Raw genomic sequence first — 19,102 nt, 5'->3', positions numbered from 1 at the left:
CAGCTTTTTTTATTGTGTTTTAACGTGTTTCGACTATAATAACACCATTGGCACCCCTAGATCCATAAGCAGAGGTTTCAGGACCTTTAAGTACTTTTATGGATTTAATAGTAGTAGGAACAATGTTGCTAAAAATAGTTTTATCTACAGCAGTGTTATTTAATATAAACAATGGAGTCGTACTCCCATTTACACTATTATAGCCTCTTATATTAATGTTGTTAGCTCCTGATACGTTAACACCCGGAACCTGACCTCTAAGGTAATCGTAAATATCTCTGTATTGAATAGGGTTTATACTTTTACTTCTGGCATCGCCAGTAACATAATGGTCGCTTCCTTCTTTTATTTTAAGGATTATTTTTTTTTCTCCATTGTATGGAACTTTAATAATTCCTATTTTAGGAGAATACGCGCTAATTTCTTTGGGGCTTTTTTCTAATTTTATTTTGTACTCACCTTTGGCGTTAGTCCATCTTTTTTGTTTTACATTGTCAATAAGAATTACGGCACCAGAAACAGGTTTGTTATCAGGTCCTTTTACTATAATGGATAATTTCTTTGCTTGAGAAAAAGCAGATAAATTGAAAGCTATTAGGGCGACGAATAAGAGTATAATTTTTTTCATGAAATCTATTTTTGTTTTCCAAGATAGAAAAAAAAAATAAACTCTTTATTATTAGTAAGGTATTTAGTCGTTTTTTTGCTAAAAATCATTAAGAACAACTCTTAAAAACAACCATTCTTGGTTTTTTTTATTCCTATTTTTGCCAAATGATGCAGGTTACAAAACAAGAATTGTTAGAAAAATTAAAAGTAAATTTTGGGTACGATCGTTTTCGTTTAAAGCAACAAGCTATTATTGAAAATGTTCTGGCAAAAAAAGATACCTTGGTTATCATGCCTACAGGGGGAGGGAAATCGATATGTTACCAATTACCCGCATTGTTTTTTGAAGGGGTAACATTGGTAATTTCCCCTTTAATTGCTTTGATGAAAGACCAGGTAGATAGTTTAAGAGCGAACGGAATTCCTGCTACTTTTTTTAACAGTAGTCAATCAACAGCACAACAACAAGAAGTGTTTGAAGCCATAGCTTCAAAAAGGATAAAGTTGCTATATGTTGCTCCAGAAAGTTTATCCTTACTCCAAAATATATTAAGCCAATCTTATATAAACTGTATTGCTGTAGATGAAGCACATTGTATTTCTGCATGGGGACACGATTTCCGCCCTTCTTATAAACAACTAGCTTTTTTAAAAAAGTCATTACCAGAGGTTCCTATCGTAGCACTTACAGCTACAGCAGATAAAGCTACACAACAAGACATTTTAGAGCAATTAGCAGTACCCAATGCTACTCAATTTATAAGTTCTTTCAATAGAGAAAATATTGGATTAGAAGTACGCCCAGCAAATGATAGAGTCCAGCAAATCATCAAATTTATTCAAAGAAGACCCAACGAAGCAGGAATTATTTATTGTTTAAGTAGGAAAGCTACAGAACAATTAGCTAGCAAATTGCAACAAAACAATGTTGATGCAAAAGCATATCATGCAGGATTATCTTTTGGAGATAGAGCTAAAACTCAAGAGGCGTTTATTAAAGACGACTGCGAGGTAATTTGTGCTACCATTGCTTTTGGAATGGGGATTGACAAGTCGAATGTTCGCTGGGTAATCCATTACAATATGCCTAAAAACATTGAAGGCTATTATCAAGAAATAGGAAGGTCAGGTCGTGATGGATTACCAGCAAAAGCGTTATTATTTCATAGCTATGCTGATGTTATTCAATTGCGTCAGTTTATTGAAAATACAGGGAATAAGGAAGTACAAGAGGCAAAATTAGAGCGTATGAAGCAATTTGCGGAAGCTACGGTTTGCCGAAGAAAAATATTACTTAGTTATTTTGGAGAATTAATAGAAGATAATTGTGGGAATTGCGATGTGTGTAAGAATCCACCACAATTTTTTGATGGAACTGTGATTGCCCAAAAAGGGTTGTCAGCTATTTATCGACTACAAGGAAAAGAAGCTATGGGAACGGTGATAGATGTGCTTAGAGGAGCAAAAAACGCTACAGTTTTAGATAAAAACTACGATAAATTAAAGACTTACGGTGTGGGAAAAGATATCTCTTGGAGAGATTGGCAGCACTATTTAATTCAATTAACTAACCAAGGGTATTGTCAAATAGCTTTTCATTTAAATAACAGTTTACAACTTACTGATTTTTCAAATAAAGTACTCTTTGAAGGAGAAAAAGTACAGTTAACTACTCCTATAGAGTTTCAAAAAGAGGTGAAGGAAACAATAAAAGAGAAGAGAAAAAAGACAGTTAAAGACACATTATTTGAACGTTTGCGAAAGCTACGTTATCGTATTGCTCAAGAAGAAGACATTGCAGCGTATTTGGTATTTAATGATGCTACGCTGAGAGAAATAGAAAACGAAAGGCCACAGTCCGATGAAGAGTTTTTGGCAATAAGCGGAGTGGGACAACGAAAGTTAGAAGTGTATGGAGCAGAGTTTATGGAAGAGATTACAACTTTTTTAAACGAAAAGAAACGGACTAAAAAAGACACTACTTTAGAAACCTTTAAGTTGTACAAAGAAGGGTTTACGGTTGAAGAAATAGCAGAAAACCGAGGACTAAAACCTACCACTATTTTTTCTCATTTATCCAAACTGTATTTAGAAGGGAAAGATGTGAGTTTGGATGAATTTATAGAAGCGGATACCTTAGCCTTGGTAGCAAATGCCAAAAAAGTATTGAAAAATGAAACTGCTTTAAAACCGTATTTTGAGTTTTTAGGAGAACAAGTTCCATATGAGAAAATACGAGTAGGGTTAACTATTTTACAAAGGAAGAGATAAGTTTATTACACATGAGTAAAGAAAACTTTCCTACAGAATCTAAGTCAGATGAAATTTCAAGACTGCATGGGAGAATTAAAAACCTTGAGATTGAAATTACTTCCGTTGAAACTAAATTGTTTCCTTTTGAACAATCATTACGCAATGCAATTGCTGATTTGTTGGTAGAAGAACGAGAACTAGTTGTTTTATATAAGAAACAAAAGAAAGCAAAAAAAGAGAAAAGATTAGTACAAAAGCGAAAAGGTAAAAATTACAAAGAACCTAAGGAGATTGTGCCTGTTTCAAAAAAAGAGATAGTAGAAAAAATTAATCAAAAAGAGAAGAAAAGATTATATAAAGAAGCGATGTTGCATGTACATCCTGATAAATTCTCGATGCAGGAAAATGAACAAGTTAAAGCGACAGAAACAACAACAAAGCTAATTGAAATATATCAAAATGGAAGTTTGGAAGAGTTGGCAGCTTTTCATGCACATATTTTTGGAGGTAATACGACTATATGTTTTGATAAAGATATTTCGCTAATTCAAAAGACAACCAATAGTACTTCTTATTTAGTAAAAGAAGTTGAGCGATTAGAAAAAGTATTGAAAGACTTATTAGAGAGTTATACCTATAAAGTTTTAACAACCTATGAAAATCCTATGTCGTTTGTTGATGAATTGAAAGCCTATTATGACGATAGAATTTTTAAACTTCGTAAGCGAACAAGAACAAAAAAGTAAACCAGAGTCATATACAACAACGCTGGTTTATGGTTGATTAAGAATTTTTTAATTCTTCCATTTCTTTAATAATATCATCAAGTTTAGATATAAGGCTGTGATATAAAATTCGAGTGGAAATAGTATAGATTATAAAACCAATACCTCCTGTGACAATTGCTACGATGAGTCCCACTCCTATAATGTCTAAGAATGAAGAGTCACTGGAAATATAGTTCGATAGAAAGCTTTTTTCTTTCACACTATAAGCGAGAGCAAAAATTGATACAATTGCTAGTGGAATTGCAAAAACAAATAGCTTTTTTGTGGCTTTAGATACCGAGTTAATTACACTTCTATAATTTTTTAAATAGGTTAGGTTGTCAGATTTAACATCAATAGTCTTAAATCTTTTTAATAATCTCGTATTAAAAAAGTACAAACTTAAGATTAAAAAAGCACCGTATGCACCAATAATAGTTTCAGATAAAAGGATCCCCCCAATAACTACAATTCCAGCCATAGGAAGCAAGCCTTTGTTGTCAAATTCGTAGGTTCTTTTAATTTTATTAATGACCGATTTAGATTTCTGGTTGTAGATGTCGTTAATTTTTGGAGCGATTAATGATTGTTCATGAATGAAAGCTTCATTCCATCTTTTTTCAATTGATTTTTCCATCTAGTATTACTTTTAATTGTTTTTTAATTCTGTTAATGCGTACCGCAATATTGTTAGCGCTAGTTCCAATAATTGCAGCAATTTCTTTGTAAGGATTTTCTTCTAAATGCAGTAAAATTATCGCTCTGTCGACTTCAGATAATTTTTTAATAGCATCATATAACAAGTTTAAATCTTCGTTTTGAAAAGCTTTATTATCCTCCGATAAATTGGGAGTTTTCTCTAAAGAATATTCTTTTTTAGTATTTCTCTTTGCTAAGGTTAAACAAACATTTAACGTAATTCTGTAAATCCAAGTAGACCATTTCGACTTATTTTGGAATGCATCTCTACTTTTCCATATTTGTAAGCAAGCTTCTTGATAAAAGTCTTCAAAGTCTTCTTGAGAGTCCGTATAAGCTCTACATATTTTAATAATAATACCAGCATGTGGTAAAATGGATGTTATATAAAAATCGTTACTCAAAATTTGGTTTTCTTGATAGGTATTCTGAAAAGTAAAATTATTACAAGAAAGTTTCATTTTTTTGAAAATAAAAAAACCTTACAAAATTAATTGTAAGGATAATAAAATGTTTTTTATGTAATAATAGAATTTAAAAATTGGTAATAGGAAATCTTTTTATACGAAGTGGATTGCCTATTGGACCTTTAACTCCCGATTGAAAATTATCGTTAAGTACAATTTGGTTGTTCATTTTTAATTGAATTTGGGCAGTACCGAACCATCCCCAATCATCACAATCAATAGATACAGTTAACTGTCCCATTGAAGGATGTAGGTCTATCAATTCTATAATCCCCCAATCAGTAAAGTTATTTGGATTATTAGAAACCAATTCTAGACTATGTTGTTTCGTTCCGAAATGTTTTATGTTTTTTACAGGATCTTTTAAATGTTTACCAAAGGCCATTCCGTTTAATTGGATAGTCATTTTACCAGATGTAATAAAATACAATTGTGCACTCATGTTTATTTATGATTTGATTAGAAAATAGTAAAGTATGCTATGTTTATTATTCGTTTTCAAGGAAAAAGACTGTTTTTAGTTAGGTTAAAATCTTTGTTTTTTTATTTTCAATAATTATTGAAAGTTTAATAAAATGTTGTATGTTTGCAGTATGAAATTAGAAGACGCAAAATTAAAATACATTCATACTTGGGGAAGTTTAGCTACCAGCTGGGGTATTAATAAGACCATGGCACAAGTACATGCGTTGCTATTAGTGTCTACAAAGCCTCTTTCTGCTGATGAAATTATGGAAACTCTAAAGATTTCAAGAGGTAACGTAAATATGAATGTACGTGCTCTAATTGATTGGGGAATTGTAAGTAAAGAATTTGTAGTTGGAGAACGAAAAGAATTTTTTGTAGCCGATAAAGATATTTGGGAATTGTTTAAACAAGTAACTAAAGAACGTAAAAAAAGAGAAATTGAACCTGTTTTAAAAGTATTAGATGAATTACAAGAAGATGTTCATGACGCTTCGGAAGAAGCAGAAGCTTTTAAAAAAGTAATGAATGATTTATCATCAGTTACTAAAACAGTTAACGGTATTTTGGAGAAAGCGATTAAAGCAGACGAGCATTGGTTGTTATCAAACTTTACTAAAATGATTAAAAAGTAAAAAAATTTATATATAATCTTTCAAAAATTTCTGAAAATTCAAAAATGAATAAAAAGTACTTATCTGCAATATTAATACCTCTAATTGTTTGTGTTTGGTTGATAAATGGAATCTTTTGTAAAATTCTTAACCTCGTTCCGAGACATCAAGAAATAATAGGGGAAATAATCAATACTGGTTATGCAAGAGAGTTAACTACGATGATAGGAATATTGGAAATTGTCATGGTCATATGGATCATTTCTAATTATAAATCATGGTCAAATGCAATAACACAGATTGTAATTGTTTCAACAATGAATGTAATTGAATTTATGATTACTTCAGACATATTACTCTGGGGTAAGCTTAATATAATTTTTGCTGCTTTGTTTGTATTTATAGTTTATGTAAATGAATTTAAGTTAAATCCTAAAAATACTGTAGCATGAAGGAGAAACTAAAAAATCATCCATTTGCTGTTGAAGCATTTTTTGAAACTTCAATTGTTACAACTTTAGCAATACCAAAGGAACATTTAGAAGACTTTATTCCTGAATGTTTGGACTTAGATACTTTTAATAATCAGTGGGCTTTTTTAGCAGTAGCCATGGTACAAACTAAAAATTTAAGACCAAAAGGATTTCCGAAAATTTTAGGGAATGACTTCTTTTTAATTGGCTATCGCATTTTTGTAAGATATACCAATTCAAAAGGAAAGAGACTAAGAGGACTGTATATTTTAAAATCAGAAACGAATAGTAAAAGAATGGAGATAGCTGGCAATTTATTTACTCATTATAACTACACAACTTCTGATATTGAGCAGACTAAACTAGGTGATAAAATAAGTATTAGTTCAATAAAATCAGATTTTAAAATAGTGTTTAAGGATCAAGAAAGTGATGTGTCATTACCAAAGTTTTCGCCTTTTTCTGATTGGAAAGAAGCAAGGTGCTTTGCGGGGCCTTTACCATTTACTTTTACATATAATAAGCCTAAAAAAGAAGTATTAATAATTGAAGGAGTAAGAAATAATTGGAAACCCAAGCCTATTGAAATTGTCGATTATAATTTTTCATTTATAAAAGACCTTGGATTTAAAAATGTGAGAGTTGCTAACTCATTTATTATTAAAAACGTTCCATACTACTGGAAAAGAGGGAAAATTGAATTATGGAAATAAGAAGAAGAAGAAAGTTTCAAGGAGTATTAAACATACTTAGTTTCAATAGGCATTTTTATTACACTGGCTTAATAGCTTTGTTAGCGGTTGTTTTGGGATACTATTTATTTAACTACAATGATTACCTAAAGTGGTTTTTAGTTGTAATTATTATTTATGGATTGTTAGCTCCCTTGCTAGTCTCTGCTTATGTATATGATTTTTCGAAATACTATGATTTTAAGTGGGTAGATACTATTAACTTAAAAGGGAATAATAACCTTGTGAATATTAACGCAGGTTTTGATGAGACTAGTTTCATTCTAAAAAACAAGTTTCAGTCATCAAATTTGCAGGTTTTCGATTTTTACGATCAAACAAGGCATACTGAACAGGCTATAAAAAGAGCAAGAAAAGTGAGTAGGATATACCCAGCTACTAAATCGATTAGTACAAGTAAAATTCCATTAAAAGATTCATCTATTGACATTTTGTTTTTACTCTCAGCGGCTCATGAGGTGAGATCTAATGAGGAGAAAGAGCTTTTTTTTAATGAATGTTCTAGGGTTTTAAAAGATGATGGAAAAATTTTAGTAGTTGAACATCTTAGAGATTTACCAAACTTTTTAGCATTTTCAATTGGGTTTATACATTTTTTTTCAAGAAAAACTTGGAAAACCGTATTTGAAAAAGCTAATTTGAAATTAGAAGAAGAGATAAAATTCACACCGTTTATGTCGGTTTTTGTTCTTGAAAAATTTAATAAAAATTAGAAATAGTTATGGAGGTTCACTTAAAGATTATAGGGTGTTTGTTAATGCTTTTGGCTTTAATACATGTTATTTTTCCAAAATATTTTAATTGGAAAGATGAATTAAAGAATCTTAGTTTAATGAATAGGCAAATGATGATGGTTCATACTTTTTTTATAGCACTAACAGTGTTTTTAATGGGAAGTATTTTAGTGTTAGAAAGTAAAGAATTGATAGAAACAAACCTTGGAAGAAAAATTATATTAGGCTTTGCTATTTTTTGGTCTATTAGATTGTTTATGCAGTTATTTGTGTATTCACCTAAATTGTGGAGAGGAAAAAAGGTCGAAACAGCTATTCACGTTTTTTTTACATGTTTTTGGATATATATCAGTATAGTAACTTGGAGTATATATATTAACTAAAAATGAAATTATATGAGTTTTTTAAAAGCAGAATGGCGAAAATTGGTCATGGTAAATTATGAGGTTAATCCAGACGTGCTAAAAGAGTTTATACCTAAAGGAACTGAATTAGACTTTTATGAGAACAAATGTTATATAAGTGTTGTCGGTTTTATGTTTTTAAATACAAAGTTATTAGGGGTAAAAATTCCTTTTCATGTAAATTTTGAAGAAGTAAACCTTCGGTTTTATGTGAAAAGAAAAGATAAAAGAGGGGTAGTTTTTATAAAAGAAATAGTACCTAAGCCAGCTATAACCTTTGTAGCGAATACTATTTATAAAGAAAACTACCAAACATTACCTATGAAACACAGTTGGACTGAGAAAGATGATATGTTTAAAGTGTCTTATCAATGGAAAATAAATAAGAAATGGAATTCAATATCCGTTGAAAGCTTACAAAAATCAATAGCGATTGAACCGAATACCCAAATTGAATTTATAGCAGAGCATTATTGGGGATATGCTAAGGATAAAAATAGAACAACTGAATACGAAGTAAAGCATCCTACATGGAAATATTATCCAGTAATTAACCATACAATTAACATTGGTTTTAAAGCTACTTATGGAGCGCATTTTTCTTTTTTACAGAGTCAAAAACCTAGCTCTGTATTTTTACTAGAAGGTTCTGAAATTAGTGTTGAAAACAAAACAGTTTTATAAAAAATAAGTAGAGATAAAACTATTTCTACTTATTTGCCTAGTTAAAATTTTTAATAATAAGTTATCTATTTATTACATCAGAAGTAATTAGTGTTTTTCTTCTTTCTGCATGTTCAAGTACATATCTCATTCGTTTAATTTGTCCTTTGGTAAATACATTCATACATCTATCATCAGTAAGATTCATATAGTTGCTTACAGGGGCAGGTTGTCCGTCACAAGCTTTAGGAATTGTCCCATCACAACCATCAATAGCACTACTTACAGGTGGTGTGTCATCAATAAAATCGTCATGGTCATAACAAGGTTTTCCTTCAAGAGCAGCTCCCCAAATATGTAATAAACCTAAGAAATGTCCCATTTCGTGGGTTAATGTTTTACCAAGATTGAGACCTCCAGAAACATCGGATTTTCCAAAATGATGAACATTAATTAAAATACCATCACCTATGGTTTTTAACTCATCTTCTATTCCAGGTAAGTTAGTGGTAGGAAAAGAAGCTGCGCCAGCAAATGTATTTGGCGCATACCCGCCATATACCCATATGTTGATATATTTATCAGGGTTCCAATATTCAAACTCAGGAAGCCAGTCAAATCTGTCTTTATCACCTCTTACGGGAGTGTTGTCGTAATAATTAATACGGTTAATTCCGTTAGTCGGGTTTCCGTTAGGGGCTATTTCTGCAAGTTTAAATTGAATAAATGAGTCACCACTAAGCGGGGAGTTGTTTTCTCCTAAAGTGCCTGCTACTCTTCTAAAATCGTGATTTAAAGATTGAATTTGTTCTTTAATACGTTCGGTAGCTAGGTTAAAGCCTTCGCCTATACTTTCTCCGCCATGTATTATGTGTACGACTACGGGTAAGGTGTAAACTTCTAAGTTATCTAAAGGAGGTTCTGGTAAATCAATTTTAGTTTCGCTACTGCAAGCAAATAGTAAAGAGAAAAGAGTAGTTATTAAAAAGATGTTTTTCATAGAATTAATGGAGTTGTATCAAATTATTATTGACCAGACGCTACAGAAATCGAAAGGTTGCGTGTAATTTTTTTATTTAACATTTTATTGTTTTTTGTGTGTTAGTTGTTTGGTTTTAAAGTTTTAATTGAACAGCCTCACTTGATTAAGTGAGGCTATTATGATTTTAGTTATGTGTTTATTTTAAAGTTTAACTTCTTACAAACTTACCTATTGATTCTAAAAGCTGTGGGTTGTCTTCTAGTGCTATTTTAGCTACTGCATAAAATTCACTCATCCAATCGTCTATTTCACTGAAGGCTTTGTCTTTTGCTTTTGTTGCATCTTGACTTTCTCCTTTTTCTTGTAAATAGGTTGCTCTTGCTAGTTCTAAGTTGGTTATTTGTTGGGTGGTGTTATTTATTTCTTCTATAGTTATCTTTAATCGTAAGAGTTTTGTTTGAATGTCTGTTTCGTTGGTTACGACTGTGTAAAACTTTTTAACTACTTCTAATCATTTAATATAAGCTGTTGGTAAGCTACCTGTTAAGGCTAGTTTACTTAGCGTGGTTGGGTCTTTTCTAAAAATTACTTTCGCTTTTTTTCTGTGAAGACTGTACGTTTTTGTAAGGTTTTCTTTTTGGGTAGCAAAGTCGTTGTAGGCTTCTGAGGTTTCGTCGTCTTCTTTTTTATTAAAATCGAAGGCTTCTCTTGTTTTTGTGAGTAGGTTTTTTCCCTTTTATTAGGGGGGGGCGTCGTAACCAAATTCTGCCATAATGGTGGCTATTTCTGTTTGTGTTGTTACGTTTTCGAGTGCTGCTCTGTACTGTTCTAGGGTTTCTGCTTCAGTGAATGTTCTTTTTGTTGCCATTTTTTGCAAGTTTTTTAGTTATTATTAATTTATTGCGACTTCCTTACGGATGTTTGCCTGTTCCTTATAGGTGTTTGAGCGTTCCTTGTTCTTCTTTTTCTTTTCCTTATGGCTTTTGGTGCGCTCCTTATGGGTTGTGTTGTGTTCCTTAACGGTGTTTTTGTGTTTTTTATTGTTGGTTTTGAGTGATTTACTGGTTTAGTGGTGTTTTTGGTTTAAAGTGTTTATTTGAGTTATTATGTTTTGGATTTCATCAAAAATTATTCTAAAACTATCTACATTGACTCTTTTAAATCGTTCATCTTTATTTAAAATATTTTTAGCAAAATCCTTTTTACTCAAAGCATAGCTTTTATCTTTTTTATCAAAAACCCCACTATCAATTATTGATTGTGAGCTTTTTAATTTTTTAAAGCTTTGCGTGTATTTTAGTTTTGGGTCTTTCTTGTGTAAACCAGTTTCAGGGTCAAATTCATTACTTAAAAATAGTCTTCTATTATTCTTGTCTTTTATTTTTAAGTCATCATCTTTATAATAATGTTCAATGCATAGTTTGCTAATATTCCTATGCTTAGGTTGAGGCAAGTAAAAACTAAAAACTATATTATTAAAATTTTTATAAGTATAGCCAGTATTGGGTCTAAATTGACCTAAGCTGTTTAAATTGTCAGAATCAAAAATTCCAATGATAGGTGTTTTTTCCTTAGATAAGAGGTAAGCCTCTAAAATATGTTTAAGTTTATTGTCTCCTACTGTATAATTTTCATCGTAATCTACAATTTCAATACTTTTTTTAAGGTTGTCTAGTTTGTAATCGTAAACTGATAGAGAATTCAACGCATGTTGTAAATGTATCCAATCTGTATTACCTTCTGTAAAAACCCTAATTTTTTTTCCATCATAATTAAGATACTTATTTAGAGAGTTGTCTGGTTTTAACTTCTCAAATTTTTTGAGTAAACTTAAAAATAATTTGTCTTTTTTTCCTCTAATATCAGAAATAAACAATAGTTTACCTTCTACTATATTTATGAATAGATTAGTGTTATGAGATTTGTTTTTATGAGGTCTTTTTTTGAAATGCTGTATTGTCGCAATTTCGAGTCCATTCACTTCCCATGAATGAAGCATAGCTCTGACTTGTTTTAGAAACCTCTTTTTTACATTTACTTTTTTATTAACAGTTAAACCTGTTACATATTGATGTTGAAAATATCTTCTTAAAGTTACTTTTTTGGTGTTAATCTTAAAACCATTTTCATCTATAGTTTTTTTAATTAGTTTGCTTAATATAAAATTCCCTTTTTTTATTTTTCCAATTTTCTTAGGAATCCTTTTGAGGTTAGTAGAAAACGTTATGTCGTCTGAATAACGACTATAATAACATTTATTTGTCTTAGAAATAAACTTCAGTTCATTATCTAACTTCCTTGTAATTAAATTTGAGATTATTGGAGAGCAAGGGCTTCCTTGAGGAAGTTTATTATCATGGCAACATAATTGAGCAAGAATTGTAGACACTTCATCATTGAAATTAAAAGGATGTGACTTGAACATTCCTCTAACTCGACCAAAGTTTATACTTTCAAAAAAATTACATAAATCTATATTAATAACAAATTTTTGTTTAGTGTGTATTTTGGCATTAGTTTTTATTCCTTTCTTTTTGACATAACTATGAACGTGCTTTTTTACTTGATAATAATCAGTTAAAGCAAGAGCAATTTTTTTTGTATTAATTTAAGAGAAGGTATAGGAGATAATATTATTCTATTACTTCCATTCTTTTTTTTGATTGTAAATTCGTGATACTTTTTTTCAATACTGTAAGCATTAAAATTTAATTTTTTTATAGAGATACCTAGATAGTCTGCTAATTCATTTTTTGAGTTTATATCGAGGAAATTAATTGAAGAAAAAGAGCTCATGGTAATTCTACTTTAGCTACACCAAATGATAAAATAAAGGTGTATTTTAAATAATATATAATTCTATAGAAATAATTAAATATTAAAAGAATTAAAATTAAATGAAAATATAACAGATATAAAAGTTTTTAAATAACTGTTTTAAAGAAGGAAATCCATTCCAAATATGCTGCTGAAACGCGCGCAAAATCAATAGTACCATGAGCAATATTTTTTATAAAAATATAAAATAATTTTACTCTATCAAAAAAGCCTCACTTAAATTTAAGTGAGGCTTTAAATATTTATTTAAAGGCATTGCCTTTTACATGTTTCGTCTGTATTGACCACCAACTTCAAATAAAGCAGAAGTAATTTGACCTAACGAACAAACTTTAGTAGCATCCATTAATTTTTCAAAAAGGTTTTGATTGTTAATGGCAGCCGATTGCATTTCAGATAAAAGTTGTTCTATTTTATCTTCATGCGCTTTGTTTAAGTTTTCTTTCGTTTTGATTTGGAATTGTTTTTCCTCCTCCGTAGCACGAATCACCTCTTGTGGAGTAACCGTTGGAGAACCTTTAGAACTTAAGAAGGTGTTTACGCCAATAATTGGGAATTCACCTGTGTGTTTTAAGGTTTCGTAGTATAAACTCTCTTCTTGAATTTTAGAACGTTGATACATCGTTTCCATCGCTCCTAACACACCACCACGTTCTGTAATTCTATCAAATTCTGTTAATACTGCTTCTTCCACTAAATCGGTTAATTCTTCAATAATAAATGAACCTTGAATTGGGTTTTCATTTTTAGCCAACCCTAATTCTTTATTGATGATTAACTGAATTGCCATCGCACGACGTACTGATTCTTCTGTAGGCGTCGTAATGGCCTCATCATATGCATTCGTGTGTAACGAGTTACAGTTGTCGTAAATTGCATATAACGCCTGTAAGGTTGTACGGATATCATTAAAGTCAATTTCCTGAGCGTGTAATGAACGTCCAGAAGTTTGAATATGATATTTTAACATCTGTGCTCTTGGATTTGCTCCGTATTTATGTTTTAAGGCTTTCGCCCAAATTTTACGAGCTACACGACCAATCACGGCGTATTCAGGGTCAATACCATTTGAGAAGAAGAATGATAAGTTTGGTCCAAACTTATTAATATCCATTCCTCTTGATAAGTAGTATTCTACGTAAGTGAACCCATTTGCTAAAGTTAACGCCAATTGTGTAATCGGATTTGCACCAGCTTCAGCAATATGGTATCCAGAGATAGAAACTGAATAGAAATTACGAACATTTTTCTCAATAAAATATTCTTGTACATCTCCCATTAAACGCAAAGCAAATTCCGTAGAGAAAATACACGTGTTCTGTGCTTGGTCTTCTTTTAAAATATCTGCTTGAACCGTACCACGTACTTGTGCTAAGGTATTTGCTTTAATTTCAGCGTATACATCCGCAGGTAAAATTTGATCACCTGTAACACCTAAAAGTAGTAATCCTAATCCGTCATTACCTTCTGGTAAATCACCATTGTATTTAGGTCTGTCAATACCTTTATCGTCGTATAACTCTTTAAGCTTTGCTTCAACCTTTTTCTCTAACTTGTGCTCTTTGATGTATTTTTCACAATTCTGATCGATGGCAGCATTCATAAAGAACCCTAATAACATCGGAGCAGGACCGTTGATGGTCATAGAAACCGAAGTCATGGCATGACTTAAATCGAAACCAGAGTATAATTTTTTAGCATCGTCTAAACAACAAATAGACACTCCAGCATTTCCAATTTTACCATAAATATCAGGTCTGTGTCCTGGATCGTTTCCATATAATGTAACCGAGTCAAATGCTGTAGATAAACGCTTTGCTGGCATTCCTAAACTCACATAGTGAAAACGACGGTTGGTACGTTCAGGTCCACCTTCACCCGCAAACATACGTGTTGGATCTTCTCCGGTACGTTTAAACGGATACAATCCTGAAGCATAAGGAAATTCTCCAGGAACATTCTCTTGCAAATTCCAACGTAATAAATCACCCCAAGCTTGGTATTTTGGTAAAGCAACTTTCGGAATTTGCGTGTGTGAAAGTGATTCTGTATGTGTTTCTATTTTAATTTCCTTATCACGTACTTTGAACGAGTAAATAGGATCTTTGTATTTTTTTACTTTCTCTTGCCAGTTTAAAATGATTTCCCAGTTGTAAGGGTCTAAATCCATTTTAACACGATCAAATTCGGCAATTAAAAGCTTAAGAAAATCTTTGTTTTCTTCTGTCTTGTTAATAGAAGTTTCTTCAATTCCTGATTTATCTAGTATTATTTCAGATTCAGAAACGCTTTCAATAGTTTTGAAAATTCCATATAATTTCTGAGCTACTTTTTCTTGCTTATTAACCGTTTTATCATAGGCGCGGTTGTTTTCTGAAATTTCAGATAAATAGCGCGTTCTACTAGGTGGAATTACAAATATCTTTTCAGACATTTCTTTTGTAATTTCAAAAGTAGACTGTAAATCAGCTCCCGTTTTTTCAACCAATTTATCCATAATCGCTTTATACAACGAATTCATTCCTGGATCGTTGAATTGTGATGCAATCGTTCCAAAAACAGGCATGTCATCCATGTGAACATCCCATAAATTGTTGTTACGCATGTATTGCTTTTTTACATCGCGTAAGGCATCTAAAGCACCTCTTTTATCAAATTTGTTGATGGCTACTAAATCAGCAAAATCAAGCATATCGATTTTTTCTAACTGTGTAGCCGCACCAAATTCAGGAGTCATTACATACAAAGAAGTATCAGAATGTTCAATAATCTCTGTATCTGATTGTCCAATACCTGAAGTTTCTAAAATGATTAAGTCAAATTCTGCAGCTTTTAATACTTCTACTGCTTCATTTACATATTTTGATAATGCTAAGTTAGATTGGCGTGTAGCTAACGAACGCATGTATACACGCTCATTATTAATAGCATTCATACGAATTCGATCACCTAATAAAGCTCCACCCGTTTTTCTTTTTGATGGATCTACAGAGATTAATCCGATAGTTTTTTCTGGGAAATCAATTAAGAAACGACGAACTAATTCGTCTACTAAACTTGATTTACCTGCACCACCTGTACCTGTAATTCCTAGAACTGGAGTTGTAGCATTTTTATTTTTTTCGTGAATAGTATCCAAAGCCTCTTTGGCAACTTCAGGGAAGTTTTCCGCAGCAGAAATTACACGAGCAATACTCCCCACTTCTTTATCGGCTAATTTATCGATTTCTCCATTTAATGTATCTCCAATGGCAAAGTCTGATTGTTGTACTAAATCGTTAATCATTCCTTGTAATCCCAATTCACGACCATCATCAGGAGAGTAAATACGAGTAATTCCGTAGTCCATCAACTCTTTGATTTCCTCAGGTAGAATTACTCCGCCACCACCACCAAATATTTTAATATGTCCAGCTCCTTTTTCTTGCAATAAATCGTACATGTACTTAAAGTACTCGTTGTGTCCACCTTGGTACGAAGTCATAGCAATGGCATTTGCGTCTTCTTGAATAGCACAGTTTACTACTTCTTCAACGCTTCGATCATGTCCTAAGTGAATTACTTCAACCCCAGTAGATTGAATAATTCGGCGCATAATATTAATGGCAGCATCGTGCCCGTCAAATAAAGAAGCCGCAGTTACAATTCGTACTTTGTGTTTAGGTTTATAGGGAGTTATTTGTTCCATTCGTAAATTGTCTTAATTTTCGGGTACGCAATTTACGGAAATCTTAAAAAATAGCAGGATGTTTTAACAATTATAAATAAGAAAGGAATACCCATCTCTTTCGAGTAGCGATATATTCTAAATTATGTTCATTTTGATAGGCTTCTCGCTCAAAACTTAGGTTTTTATAAGCTAATGATGTTTTTCGATAAATGAATAGCTTAATAAGCCATTCTAGAAAATAGAAAAGATAGAAGAAGACAATTAGTAACTCTAATTGCTGTTTTAAGTGTATTTTTTCATGATTTATTAAAACAGGATCAGCTTTTAAATCTTCTCTTTTTAAGAATATAAAAGGGTATAATGTCATTCCAGAAAAACCTTTTGGAATTATATGTTTTGAAATAAATATCATAAACCTGTTTGTGCAATAAACTTACCAAAGGTACAATTTATTGTTAGGAATGTAAGAAGAAATAAAGCAAGTGTGAAATTTATACTTTTTTAAAGTACTGTTTTTAACAGTATACACTTATATTTGTGCAAACTTCAAAGAAGATGGATTTTTTAACTTTAAAATATAAGAAGAGGATTGAAGCTCAGTACCACAGAGCAGATATCCGTTATCCATAGTTTTTCATTTTTACGCTTACCAAAAACTTAATTATTAACAAGTTTTCAATCTTATTTGAAGACTTAAAAACGTATAAAATGACTTTTAAAGAACAAATAAAACAAGGAATACCAACTGCATTACCTCCAAAAAAGGAGTATGATACTACGATAAACCACGCACCAAAACGTAAAGAAATTTTAACTGATGAAGAAAAGAAGTTAGCTCTACGTAATGCATTGCGTTATTTTGATAAAAAACACCACGAAGAACTATTACCTGAATTTGCAGAAGAATTAGAAAAGTACGGTCGAATTTATATGTATCGCTTCCGTCCTGATTATAAAATGTACGCGCGTCCTATTGATGAATATCCAGGGAAATCAGAGCAAGCAAAGGCTATTATGGTAATGATTCAAAACAATTTGGACTATGCAGTAGCACAGCATCCTCACGAATTAATTACATACGGTGGTAACGGAGCAGTATTTTCTAACTGGGCACAGTACTTATTAACGATGAAGTATTTGTCGGAGATGACAAATAAGCAAACATTAGTAATGTATTCAGGGCATCCAATGGGACTATTCCCATCCCATAAAGATGCGCCAAGAGTAGTGGTAACGAACGGAATGATGATACCTAATTATTCAAAGCCAGATGATTGGGAGAAATTCAATGCCTTAGGAGTTACTCAATATGGTCAAATGACAGCGGGAAGTTATATGTACATAGGTCCGCAAGGAATTGTACATGGAACTACGATTACTGTGTTAAACGGATTTAGAAAGATAGGAAAATCACCAGAAGGAAACTTATTTGTTACTGCTGGTTTAGGAGGAATGAGTGGTGCGCAACCGAAAGCAGGAAATATTGCTGGTTGTATTACAGTATGTGCTGAGGTGAATCCAAAAATAACTCAGGTTCGATTAGATCAAGGTTGGATTGATGAAAAAATCACTGATTTAGATGAATTGGTAGCACGTGTTCGTAAAGCAAAAGAAAACAAAGAAGTAGTTTCTTTAGCATATTTAGGAAATGTAGTTGATGTATGGGAAAAATTTGCTGAAGAAGATGTGTATATCGATTTAGGTTCAGACCAAACTTCGCTGCACAATCCGTGGGCTGGAGGATATTATCCAGTTGATATATCGTTTGAAGAATCAAACGAAATGATGGCGAATGATCCTGAATTATTTAAAGAAAAAGTGCAAGAAACATTGCGTCGTCATGCAAAAGCAATCAATAAGCATACAGAAAAAGGAACCTATTTCTTCGATTACGGAAATGCCTTTTTATTAGAAGCGAGCAGAGCAGGTGCTGATGTAATGAATCCGAATCCGACGTTAGGAAGAGAGTTCAAGTACCCTAGTTATGTACAAGATATTATGGGACCTATGTGTTTCGATTATGGTTTTGGTCCTTTCCGTTGGGTGTGTACCTCTGGGAAACCAGAAGATTTAGCGAAAACAGATGCGATTGCTTGTAAGGTGTTGGAGAAAATCATGAAAAAATCTCCAGAAGAAATCCAACAGCAAATGGCAGATAATATTCAGTGGATAAAAGGGGCACAGGAAAATAAGTTAGTAGTAGGTTCACAAGCACGTATTTTATATGCAGATGCTGAAGGACGCATGAAGATAGCTGAAGCCTTTAATAAAGCAATTAAGAAAGGAAAAATAGGTCCAGTAGTGTTAGGTCGTGATCACCATGATGTTTCTGGAACGGATTCACCGTATCGTGAAACTTCTAACATTTATGATGGTTCTCGTTTTACAGCAGATATGGCAATTCATAATGTAATAGGCGATAGTTTTAGAGGAGCTACTTGGGTTTCTATTCACAATGGAGGTGGAGTAGGCTGGGGAGAAGTAATTAATGGTGGATTTGGCATGCTTCTTGATGGTTCTAAAGATGCATCAAGACGCTTACAATCAATGCTTTTCTGGGATGTGAATAACGGAATAGCAAGACGTAGTTGGGCAAGAAATGAAGAAGCTGTTTTTGCCATTAAACGAGCGATGGAGGTTGAAAAGAAACTAAAAGTAACCCTTCCAAACTTAGTAGACGATGCGTTATTAGACAACATGTAAATCCTAAGA

At 32.1% G+C, this 19,102-nt stretch carries 18 protein-coding genes; 9 read left to right on the top strand and 9 right to left on the bottom strand.

The genetic code is table 11. The features are described from left to right. Window positions 1–19: 19 nt before the first annotated feature. Window positions 20–628 (bottom strand): TonB-dependent receptor plug domain-containing protein, encoded by a 609-nt coding sequence (locus V1T75_RS04830; RefSeq protein ID WP_330487431.1) that lies wholly within the window; start codon window positions 626–628, stop codon window positions 20–22. 146 nt (window positions 629–774) lie between these two features. Here V1T75_RS04830 and recQ point away from each other — a divergent pair, with 146 nt between their 5' ends. Both recQ and V1T75_RS04820 read left to right on the top strand, forming a co-directional pair. Continuing rightward, on the top strand, window positions 775–2,880 hold the full coding sequence (gene recQ, locus V1T75_RS04825; protein ID WP_330487430.1) for a DNA helicase RecQ: 2,106 nt from the start codon (window positions 775–777) through the stop codon (window positions 2,878–2,880). A gap of 11 nt (window positions 2,881–2,891) precedes the next feature. After that, window positions 2,892–3,608 carry a hypothetical protein gene (locus V1T75_RS04820; protein ID WP_330487429.1) on the top strand — a complete coding sequence of 239 codons (717 nt, stop codon included), beginning with the start codon at window positions 2,892–2,894 and terminating at the stop codon, window positions 3,606–3,608. A gap of 37 nt (window positions 3,609–3,645) precedes the next feature. On the opposite strand, the gene V1T75_RS04815 is transcribed toward V1T75_RS04820, so the two are convergent. The 3 genes from V1T75_RS04815 to V1T75_RS04805 all read right to left on the bottom strand — a co-directional run bounded on the left by V1T75_RS04815 (window position 3,646) and on the right by V1T75_RS04805 (window position 5,237). Further along, window positions 3,646–4,266, bottom strand: a complete 621-nt coding sequence (locus V1T75_RS04815; protein WP_330487428.1) for a hypothetical protein — start codon at window positions 4,264–4,266, stop codon at window positions 3,646–3,648. Further along, window positions 4,250–4,732 carry an RNA polymerase sigma factor gene (locus tag V1T75_RS04810; protein WP_417799479.1) on the bottom strand — a complete coding sequence of 161 codons (483 nt, stop codon included), beginning with the start codon at window positions 4,730–4,732 and terminating at the stop codon, window positions 4,250–4,252. The genes V1T75_RS04815 and V1T75_RS04810 overlap by 17 nt, the downstream gene beginning before the upstream one ends. 130 nt (window positions 4,733–4,862) lie before the next feature. After that, on the bottom strand, window positions 4,863–5,237 hold the full coding sequence (locus V1T75_RS04805) for a hypothetical protein (protein WP_159489871.1): 375 nt from the start codon (window positions 5,235–5,237) through the stop codon (window positions 4,863–4,865). Between the two features lie 151 nt (window positions 5,238–5,388). On the opposite strand from V1T75_RS04805, the gene V1T75_RS04800 reads away from it, so the two are divergent. The 6 genes from V1T75_RS04800 to V1T75_RS04775 are packed head-to-tail and all read left to right on the top strand — an operon-like array spanning window position 5,389 to window position 8,921. Continuing rightward, window positions 5,389–5,895 (top strand): GbsR/MarR family transcriptional regulator, encoded by a 507-nt coding sequence (locus V1T75_RS04800; protein WP_330487426.1) that lies wholly within the window; start codon window positions 5,389–5,391, stop codon window positions 5,893–5,895. A gap of 44 nt (window positions 5,896–5,939) precedes the next feature. After that, on the top strand, window positions 5,940–6,326 hold the full coding sequence (locus V1T75_RS04795; protein WP_330487425.1) for a DoxX-like family protein: 387 nt from the start codon (window positions 5,940–5,942) through the stop codon (window positions 6,324–6,326). Continuing rightward, entirely contained in the window at window positions 6,323–7,060 is a 738-nt protein-coding gene (locus tag V1T75_RS04790; protein WP_330487424.1) for a DUF2071 domain-containing protein, read from the top strand. Before V1T75_RS04795 ends, V1T75_RS04790 begins: the two co-directional genes overlap by 4 nt. Then, the gene (locus V1T75_RS04785; RefSeq protein WP_330487423.1) at window positions 7,051–7,812 is read left to right on the top strand and encodes a methyltransferase domain-containing protein; all 762 of its coding nucleotides are present in this window, start codon (window positions 7,051–7,053) and stop codon (window positions 7,810–7,812) included. The genes V1T75_RS04790 and V1T75_RS04785 overlap by 10 nt, the downstream gene beginning before the upstream one ends. A gap of 8 nt (window positions 7,813–7,820) precedes the next feature. Then, window positions 7,821–8,216 (top strand): hypothetical protein, encoded by a 396-nt coding sequence (locus V1T75_RS04780; protein ID WP_330487422.1) that lies wholly within the window; start codon window positions 7,821–7,823, stop codon window positions 8,214–8,216. A gap of 12 nt (window positions 8,217–8,228) precedes the next feature. After that, window positions 8,229–8,921 (top strand): YqjF family protein, encoded by a 693-nt coding sequence (locus V1T75_RS04775; RefSeq protein ID WP_330487421.1) that lies wholly within the window; start codon window positions 8,229–8,231, stop codon window positions 8,919–8,921. A gap of 61 nt (window positions 8,922–8,982) precedes the next feature. Here the strand turns inward: V1T75_RS04775 and V1T75_RS04770 are convergent, their stop codons facing one another. The 5 genes from V1T75_RS04770 to V1T75_RS04750 form a co-directional block, all read right to left on the bottom strand. Beyond that, complete coding sequence (locus V1T75_RS04770) at window positions 8,983–9,900, bottom strand: M43 family zinc metalloprotease (protein WP_330487420.1); 918 nt, start codon at window positions 9,898–9,900, stop codon at window positions 8,983–8,985. A 721-nt stretch (window positions 9,901–10,621) separates the two neighbouring features. Then, window positions 10,622–10,750, bottom strand: coding sequence for a hypothetical protein (locus tag V1T75_RS04765; RefSeq protein WP_330487419.1), 129 nt, complete (start codon window positions 10,748–10,750; stop codon window positions 10,622–10,624). 198 nt (window positions 10,751–10,948) lie between these two features. Next, window positions 10,949–12,475: a reverse transcriptase domain-containing protein gene (locus V1T75_RS04760; RefSeq protein ID WP_330487678.1), complete on the bottom strand. Its 1,527-nt coding sequence runs from the start codon at window positions 12,473–12,475 to the stop codon at window positions 10,949–10,951. Window positions 12,476–12,982: 507 nt separating this feature from the next. Beyond that, complete coding sequence (locus V1T75_RS04755) at window positions 12,983–16,408, bottom strand: methylmalonyl-CoA mutase family protein (RefSeq protein WP_330487418.1); 3,426 nt, start codon at window positions 16,406–16,408, stop codon at window positions 12,983–12,985. Between the two features lie 70 nt (window positions 16,409–16,478). Further along, window positions 16,479–16,802 (bottom strand): hypothetical protein, encoded by a 324-nt coding sequence (locus V1T75_RS04750; RefSeq protein WP_330487417.1) that lies wholly within the window; start codon window positions 16,800–16,802, stop codon window positions 16,479–16,481. Between the two features lie 296 nt (window positions 16,803–17,098). Here V1T75_RS04750 and V1T75_RS04745 point away from each other — a divergent pair, with 296 nt between their 5' ends. Next, a complete protein-coding gene (locus V1T75_RS04745) occupies window positions 17,099–19,093 on the top strand; it encodes a urocanate hydratase (protein WP_330487416.1) in 1,995 nt (664 codons plus the stop codon). The last annotated feature ends 9 nt before the right edge of the window (window positions 19,094–19,102 follow it).

The organism is Tenacibaculum sp. FZY0031 (assembly GCF_036350695.1).
In the GTDB taxonomy this organism is placed as follows: Bacteria; Bacteroidota; Bacteroidia; order Flavobacteriales; family Flavobacteriaceae; genus Polaribacter.
Note: the sequence above shows the minus strand (reverse complement) of the source record. Positions and strands in the feature narration are given on the sequence as shown.

Coding starts and splice junctions, on each gene's coding strand:
- V1T75_RS04815 (WP_330487428.1), bottom strand. CDS start 4,266: ATGGAAAAATCAATTGAAAAAAGATGGAATGAAGCTTTCATTCATGAA.
- V1T75_RS04745 (WP_330487416.1), top strand. CDS start 17,099: ATGACTTTTAAAGAACAAATAAAACAAGGAATACCAACTGCATTACCT.
- V1T75_RS04790 (WP_330487424.1), top strand. CDS start 6,323: ATGAAGGAGAAACTAAAAAATCATCCATTTGCTGTTGAAGCATTTTTT.
- V1T75_RS04785 (WP_330487423.1), top strand. CDS start 7,051: ATGGAAATAAGAAGAAGAAGAAAGTTTCAAGGAGTATTAAACATACTT.
- V1T75_RS04800 (WP_330487426.1), top strand. CDS start 5,389: ATGAAATTAGAAGACGCAAAATTAAAATACATTCATACTTGGGGAAGT.
- V1T75_RS04750 (WP_330487417.1), bottom strand. CDS start 16,802: ATGATATTTATTTCAAAACATATAATTCCAAAAGGTTTTTCTGGAATG.
- V1T75_RS04820 (WP_330487429.1), top strand. CDS start 2,892: ATGAGTAAAGAAAACTTTCCTACAGAATCTAAGTCAGATGAAATTTCA.
- V1T75_RS04755 (WP_330487418.1), bottom strand. CDS start 16,408: ATGGAACAAATAACTCCCTATAAACCTAAACACAAAGTACGAATTGTA.
- V1T75_RS04795 (WP_330487425.1), top strand. CDS start 5,940: ATGAATAAAAAGTACTTATCTGCAATATTAATACCTCTAATTGTTTGT.
- V1T75_RS04775 (WP_330487421.1), top strand. CDS start 8,229: ATGAGTTTTTTAAAAGCAGAATGGCGAAAATTGGTCATGGTAAATTAT.
- V1T75_RS04805 (WP_159489871.1), bottom strand. CDS start 5,237: ATGAGTGCACAATTGTATTTTATTACATCTGGTAAAATGACTATCCAA.
- V1T75_RS04830 (WP_330487431.1), bottom strand. CDS start 628: ATGAAAAAAATTATACTCTTATTCGTCGCCCTAATAGCTTTCAATTTA.
- V1T75_RS04780 (WP_330487422.1), top strand. CDS start 7,821: ATGGAGGTTCACTTAAAGATTATAGGGTGTTTGTTAATGCTTTTGGCT.
- recQ (WP_330487430.1), top strand. CDS start 775: ATGATGCAGGTTACAAAACAAGAATTGTTAGAAAAATTAAAAGTAAAT.
- V1T75_RS04765 (WP_330487419.1), bottom strand. CDS start 10,750: ATGGCAACAAAAAGAACATTCACTGAAGCAGAAACCCTAGAACAGTAC.
- V1T75_RS04770 (WP_330487420.1), bottom strand. CDS start 9,900: ATGAAAAACATCTTTTTAATAACTACTCTTTTCTCTTTACTATTTGCT.